Here is a 6,733-nt window from a genome sequence, read left to right as displayed (position 1 = left end):
CGGCACCGGCCCGCTCCCCCGCCCGGCCACCCATTCAGGATACTCTCGTGGGTGGCCGGGCGGGGGAGCGGGCCGGTGCCGCTGCCGGAACGCGAGTTACGGCTCAGCCACAAAACGCACGACTTTGCTTGCCTTTGTGGGGCGTTTTGACTAATGGCGCTCCCGTTCGGGCCGGTCCTGTACGGATTCGGCTTGCTTTGTGTTTCCAGATTCAAGGTGACTCCCGCCGGTTTCGCGGGCTCTCGCCGTCAGATTGAGGTGTAGCGGTTTATGCAGATTCTCGTTCGCGATAACAACGTCGACCAGGCTCTTCGTGCACTCAAGAAGAAGCTGCAGCGTGAAGGCGTGTATCGCGAAATGAAGCTGCGTCGTCACTTCGAGAAGCCCTCGGAAAAGCGCGCTCGCGAGAAGGCTGCCGCGGTTCGCCGCGCCCGCAAGCTCGAGCGCAAGCGCCAGGAGCGTGACGGCGTCAAGTAAGACGGATCGGGGCGGAAACGCTCCATCTGGCTACTTGCCGTAAGCGCCCTGATGGGCCAAGAGGGCGCCGCACTCCGGCGCCCTTTTTCGTGGGCCTCGGTCAGGTCATTCGAATCATCCGGCGCGATTCGGGCGAATCGCGCTCCAGGGGGAAAGCATGTCGGAAATCACCCGCGTTCCGCTCCAGCCCGTTGCCAAGGGCTCCGTCGGCAAGATCTGGCTCGGCGTCATTGCCGCAGTCCTGCTCGGTTCGGGCGTGGCCTATGCCACCCGCTATCAGGGCATCGAGATCGAGACGGTCAAGGCCGGCACCGGCGCTTCGCCGACTAAGGCTGATGTCGCGCTGATCAACTATGTCGGGCGTCTCGCCAGCGGCAAGGAATTCGACCGGGGCCAGAACGCGGTCCTCCCGCTCGAGACCGTGATCCCTGGCTTCTCCGAGGGCCTTTCGAAGATGCAGAAGGGCGGCAAGTACGTCCTCGAGATCCCGTCCGAGAAGGCCTATGGCGCCGAGGAAAAGCGCAATCCGCAGACCGGCGAAGTGGTGATCCCCGCCAATTCCGACCTCGTCTTCGAGATCGAACTGCTCGATTTCCGCAGCGCTGCCGAAATCCAGCAGCAGCGCATGATGCTCGAACAGATGCAGCGCATGCAGGGCGGGGCCGGTGGTGCAGAAGGCGGCGCTCCCGGTGGCGTGCCGATGCCCGAAGGCGCTCCGCAACCCTGATCCTGGCCGGGCGCCCTTATGGGGCGGCCTCGGCTTGAAGCACGCCGTGCGCTCTGGTAGCGCGCGGCGTTCCTTTTTTCTTTCCGATAAGAGTATCCGCCATGTCCGTAGATACCGCCACGGTGGCGAAGATCGCCTCGCTGGCCCGCATCAAGGTCACCGAGGCCGAGCTTGACGCGATGGTCCCCGAACTCAACGGCATCCTCGCCTGGGTCGAACAGCTCGGCGAAGTCGACGTGACCGGGATCGAGCCGATGACCGCCGTCATCCCCAACCACCAGCGCCTGCGCGATGACGTGGTCAACGCCGATCCGCTGACCGGCGGCGATATCCGCGATGCGGTGCTGGCCAATGCGCCCGCGCCCGAACATGGCTTCTTCGGCGTGCCCAAGGTGATCGAATAATGACTGACCTGACCAACCTCGGCATTGCCGCCATCCGCGATGGCGTGGCCAAGGGCGAGTTTACCGCCACCGAAGTCGCCACCGCGTTCAACGCGGCGGTAGAGGCAGCACAGCCTGCCCTGAACGCCTTCATCGTCACCACGCCCGAAAAGGCGCTGGAAGCCGCTGCAAAGGTCGATGCAGACCGTTCGGCGGGCAAGGTACTGGGCAAGATGGCTGGCGTGCCGATCGGCATGAAGGACCTGTTTGCCACCAAGGGCACGCAGACCACCGCCGCCTCGAAGATCCTCGAAGGCTTCAAGCCCGAGTATGAGTCGACCGTTTCGCAGAAGCTGTGGGACGCGGGCGCGGGCATGCTCGGCAAGCTCAACCTCGATCAGTTTGCGATGGGCTCCTCGAACGAGACCAGCGCTTTCGGCAACGTGATCTCGCCCTGGCGCCGTCCGGGTGACACGGCGCCGCTGGCCCCCGGCGGCTCGTCGGGTGGTTCGTCATCTGCCGTCGCCGCGCGCATCGCCCCTGCCGCCACCGGCACCGACACCGGCGGCTCGATCCGCCAGCCTGCCGCCTTTACCGGCATTTCCGGCATCAAGCCGACCTATGGCCGCTGCTCGCGCTGGGGCGTCGTCGCCTTCGCCTCCTCGCTCGATCAGGCAGGCGCGATGGCCCACGACGTGACCGACTGCGCGATCATGCTCGAAGCCATGGCCGGATTCGATCCCAAGGATTCGACCAGTCTCAACCTGCCGGTGCCCGAATGGACCGAAGGCCTCAACGCCGACATGCGGGGCAAGAGGGTCGGTATCCCGCGCGAATACCGCCTTGATGGCATGGACCCGGACGTGGCCAGGTCGTGGGACGACGGCATCGCCTGGCTGAAGGACGCGGGCGCCGAGATCGTCGAAATCTCGCTGCCGCACACGAAGTACGCGCTGCCGACCTATTACATCATCGCTCCTGCCGAAGCTTCGTCGAACCTCGCCCGCTATGATGGCGTGCGCTACGGCCTGCGCGATCTGCCCGACGGTGCCGGCCTGCAGGACATGTACGCTGCCACCCGCGCTGCCGGCTTCGGCCCGGAAGTGAAGCGCCGCATCATGATCGGCACCTATGTGCTTTCGGCCGGCTTCTACGACGCCTACTACACGCAGGCGCAGAAGGTCCGCACCCTGATCTCGCGGGACTTCACCAACGCGTTCATGGACGTCGACGTGATCCTCGTCCCGACCGCGCCGTCCTCGGCCTTTGCGCTGGGAGAAAAGAGCGCCGATCCGCTGGAGATGTACCTGAACGACGTGTTCTCGGTGCCCGCCAGCCTTGCCGGCCTTCCGGCGATGTCGGTGCCCGCCGGGCTTGACCGCAACGGCTTGCCGCTCGGTCTTCAGGTCATCGGCAAGGCGTTCGACGAGCAGGGCGTGCTCAACGCCAGCCTTGCCATCGAACAGCGCGCGCAGTTCACCGCACGACCGGAGAAGTGGTGGTAAGCCAGCCGACCGACGGGAGCAGCGCCGGCAAGCCCTTGCGCTATCCCGTCCTCGATGCCTTGCGCGGTCTTGCGGCGCTGGGGGTGGTGTTTCATCATATCCCTGCCATGGCCGGCATTTCCGCTGCGGGGTTCGATGCGAACTTCGGCCGCATGGTCGACCTGTTCTTCGTGCTGTCGGGCTTCGTCATCGCCGCGTCCTATGGCGCGAAGCTCTCGGCAGGCTTTTCGTTCTCCCGTTTCATCTGGCTGCGCTGGGGCCGCGTGTGGCCGCTGCATGCGGCGATGCTCACCGTTTTCGCGCTGTCGATGCTGGCGCTGGGGCTGATGCGGCCGGAGTTGCGCACCCATGGCCTGATGGCGGGGGCGGCCGATCCGGCCGACCTGCCGATTGCCTACCTGCTGCTGCAGGGCGTGGTGCCTTCGCTGGGTGTCATCTGGAACCACCCAAGCTGGTCGGTATCGGTGGAGATGTTGCTTTACCTGCTTGCGGCCGCAGGCTGGCGCGCGGGCGGACAGCGCAGCTGGATGGCGTGGTTGGCGCTGGCCGTGGCCGTGCTGACATACGTTGCGCTTGGCGGACCGTTCTACGGCCTGGCGTCCAACATCGGGCGCGGCATTGCCGGGTTCGGCCTGGGCCTCGCTCTCCATCGCGCTTACCAACGCTCGACGCCGCCGACCCTGCCGGTCTCCCTGGCGACCGCGCTGGAAGGGGCTGCGCTCCTCGCTCTTGGCGCGGTGCTTTGGGGCAGCGGCAGTCTCATCGCCTTCGATCTTGCCGCCACTGCGCTGGTGGCCTTGGCCGCACTCCAGCGCGGGCTCATTTCGCGCCTGCTGTGCGCAGCGCCATTCCAGTGGCTCGGAACGATGTCCTATGCGCTCTACATGGTCCACGTCTTCGTGATCGGCCGCGTGTTCGATCTGCTGGCCGTGTTCCAGCCGCGCCTGGGGCTGATGATTGCCGATTCCACCATTGGCGGGGCAGACGCCCTGACCGGCCCGGCTTGGCAAGCTGACAGCATGAAACTTCTCATCATGGCACTGTGCCTGATCGTCGCCGTGCCTTTTGCCAGGCTAATCGAGCAACCGGCGCGCAGCTGGTCGCGCCGCGTGGCCGGGCGACCGGTGCCCAGGCCGGCGATTTGACCCCTTTCCAACCCATCCCTCACACCTTATCGGGCGGATCATGAGCGAATATCGTATCCAGGGCGCAACCGGCGAATGGGAGGTCGTGATCGGCCTCGAAGTCCACGCGCAGGTCACTTCGAATGCCAAGCTGTTCTCGGGCGCGGCCACCGCTTTCGGGGCCGAGCCGAACACGCAGGTCAGCCTCGTCGATGCGGCAATGCCAGGCATGCTTCCCGTGCCGAACATGGAGTGCATCCGCCAGGCGGTGCGCACCGGCATGGCCATCAACGCGCAGATCAACAAGTGGTCGCGGTTCGATCGCAAGAACTACTTCTACGCCGATCTTCCGCAGGGCTACCAGATCAGCCAGCTCTACCATCCGATCGTGGGTGAGGGTTCGATCGAGATCCAGCTTGACGACAAGAACCCGGAATCGACCAAGACGATCGGGATCGAGCGGATTCACGTGGAGCAGGACGCGGGCAAGCTGATGCACGATCAGCACCCGACGATGTCCTATGTCGATCTCAACCGCTCCGGCGTCGCGCTGATGGAGATCGTCAGCCGCCCCGACATGCGCTCCCCGGCCGAGGCCGGAGCGTATCTTTCGAAGCTGCGCACGATCCTGCGCTATGTCGGCTCGTGCGATGGCAACATGGACCAGGGTTCGATGCGCGCCGACGTCAACGTCTCGGTCCGCCGCCCCGGAGAACCCTTCGGCACCCGCACCGAAACCAAGAACGTCAACTCGGTCCGCTTCGTCATGGCCGTGGTCGAACAGGAGGCCAAGCGCCAGGTTGCCCTGATCGAGGATGGCGGCACGGTGGTGCAGGAAACGCGCCTCTACGATCCTGACCGCAACGAGACCCGCTCGATGCGCTCCAAGGAAGACGCGCACGACTATCGCTACTTCCCCGATCCCGATTTGCTGCCGCTCGAACTCGATGATGCCTTCCTCGAGGATTGCCGCGCGAGCCTGCCGGAACTGCCCGACGCCAAGCGCCACCGCTACGAGACCGCGCTGGGCCTCTCGGCCTACAATGCCGGTGTCCTGACGGCCGATGTCGAGACCGCGCGCTGGTTCGAAGTGCTGCTGTCCGAAACCGCGGCAAAGGCGAAGAAGAGCGAAGCCGATGTCGCCAAGCAGGCGGCCAACTGGCTGATCTCCGAACTGTTCGGCGCATTGAACAAGCTCGGCAAGGGCCTCGACAATTCGCCAGTCAGCCCGGCAGCAGGGGCCGAACTGCTCGCACTGATCGCCGACGGCACGATTTCGGGCTCCATCGCCAAGCAGGTGCTGGAAAAGATGCTGGAAAGCGGCGACGGCGCTGCCGCCATCGTCGAGCGCGAAGGCCTCAAGCAGACCTCGGACACCGGCGCCATCGAAGCCGCGATCGACGGCATCCTTGCAGCCAACGCCGACAAGGTCGAACAGTACAAGGCGGGCAAGGAAGCCCTGTTCGGCTTCTTCGTCGGCCAGACGATGAAGGCCATGCAGGGCAAGGCCAACCCCGGCGTCGTCAACGAACTGCTGAAGAAGAAGCTGGGGTGATCTTGCTGGCGCGGTGGGCGGTGCGCAGTGCGCTCCGCCCGAAGTGCTGGTGTCTATGCCGTACCGGTCAAATCAGTTCGAAGCGGGCATTACCCCGACCAGACCCTTCGACCAGATCACCATGCTGCCGGGGCCAGCTGTTCCACGATCGACCGCAGGGCCGAAGCGCCCTGCAGCCTGCGCCATGTCAGTCATGGTGGCAAAGGAAGCCACTCTTCCGGTGTCCAGCGCCAGCGACTCCGGAATAAGATCGCGCAACTGTCCGAGTGCACGATCAATGGCGCTGCGGGCAAGCTCTCCATTGTTGGCTGACCAGCGCGCAACGTTCTCGCGTACGACGAACGACGGCTTGTTCAGCACGACGGCGCTGGTAACATGCTGCAAGACCAGCACAGTCACCGTGGCACCGCCCTTGCCCGCCTTGCGCACGATCTCGAGATCCGCGCGGGCTTCGATGCGCGTGGCATCGGGCGAGAGGTAATATCCGATCCGCACGAGCCCGACGGTTGGCGTCTTGGCGACGGCGATGAAATCCAGTGGGCGCGTGGCGCCGGGCTCGACGGCAGTTTCCAATGGTGCCGGATTGACCCACGGCACGACGGCAAGGCCAGCCTTGGCTGCGTCCAGCGCCTTGGCGTTTGCGTCGTAGTCCTTGAGTGCTGCGCGCAGCGGAGTGATGGCGAAGTCCGCCTCGCGCTGGGCTATGCTGGTTAGAGCCGTGATCTTCGAACCTGCTGAAAGATCCGGGATGACACGTCCGATCTCGACCGTTGCGCCAATCTGCGGCGTGTCCACCACGATCTGGACGGCGCGACCTTCGGGCGCTGCACGATCCTTTTGGGCGAGCGTCAGTGGTCCCTTGGCCAGGTTGGGGGAGCCGGCGAATGCCGGATCTGCTGCCAGCAAGGCAATAACGGCGGCCAAGCCCGCCTTGGCAAATAGCCTCAAGGGCAGTGCTCCTA

7 protein-coding genes are annotated in these 6,733 nt (G+C 65.0%); 6 read left to right on the top strand and 1 reads right to left on the bottom strand.

Going from position 1 to position 6,733, the window contains the following annotated elements; genetic code table 11:
* The first annotated feature begins 270 nt into the window (after positions 1-270).
* The 6 genes from rpsU to gatB all read left to right on the top strand — a co-directional run bounded on the left by rpsU (position 271) and on the right by gatB (position 5,771).
* A complete protein-coding gene (rpsU, locus tag AC1Q5P_RS17600) occupies positions 271-477 on the top strand; it encodes a 30S ribosomal protein S21 (protein WP_039331685.1) in 207 nt (68 codons plus the stop codon).
* Between the two features lie 157 nt (positions 478-634).
* A complete protein-coding gene (locus tag AC1Q5P_RS17595) occupies positions 635-1,204 on the top strand; it encodes an FKBP-type peptidyl-prolyl cis-trans isomerase (protein WP_039331687.1) in 570 nt (189 codons plus the stop codon).
* Between the two features lie 101 nt (positions 1,205-1,305).
* Positions 1,306-1,608, top strand: coding sequence for an Asp-tRNA(Asn)/Glu-tRNA(Gln) amidotransferase subunit GatC (gene gatC, locus AC1Q5P_RS17590; RefSeq protein WP_039331689.1), 303 nt, complete (start codon positions 1,306-1,308; stop codon positions 1,606-1,608).
* Positions 1,608-3,092: an Asp-tRNA(Asn)/Glu-tRNA(Gln) amidotransferase subunit GatA gene (gene gatA / locus AC1Q5P_RS17585; RefSeq protein WP_492519624.1), complete on the top strand. Its 1,485-nt coding sequence runs from the start codon at positions 1,608-1,610 to the stop codon at positions 3,090-3,092. Before gatC ends, gatA begins: the two co-directional genes overlap by 1 nt.
* Positions 3,086-4,237 carry an acyltransferase family protein gene (locus AC1Q5P_RS17580; RefSeq protein ID WP_492519623.1) on the top strand — a complete coding sequence of 384 codons (1,152 nt, stop codon included), beginning with the start codon at positions 3,086-3,088 and terminating at the stop codon, positions 4,235-4,237. The genes gatA and AC1Q5P_RS17580 overlap by 7 nt, the downstream gene beginning before the upstream one ends.
* A 40-nt stretch (positions 4,238-4,277) precedes the next feature.
* The gene (gatB, locus tag AC1Q5P_RS17575; protein ID WP_492519622.1) at positions 4,278-5,771 is read left to right on the top strand and encodes an Asp-tRNA(Asn)/Glu-tRNA(Gln) amidotransferase subunit GatB; all 1,494 of its coding nucleotides are present in this window, start codon (positions 4,278-4,280) and stop codon (positions 5,769-5,771) included.
* A 72-nt stretch (positions 5,772-5,843) separates the two neighbouring features.
* On the opposite strand, the gene AC1Q5P_RS17570 is transcribed toward gatB, so the two are convergent.
* Positions 5,844-6,719, bottom strand: coding sequence for a hypothetical protein (locus AC1Q5P_RS17570; protein ID WP_492519621.1), 876 nt, complete (start codon positions 6,717-6,719; stop codon positions 5,844-5,846).
* Positions 6,720-6,733: the final 14 nt, after the last annotated feature.

The organism is Novosphingobium sp. GW835-FHT14H07 (assembly GCF_058793515.1).
This window is presented reverse-complemented; position numbering and strand designations above follow the sequence as displayed.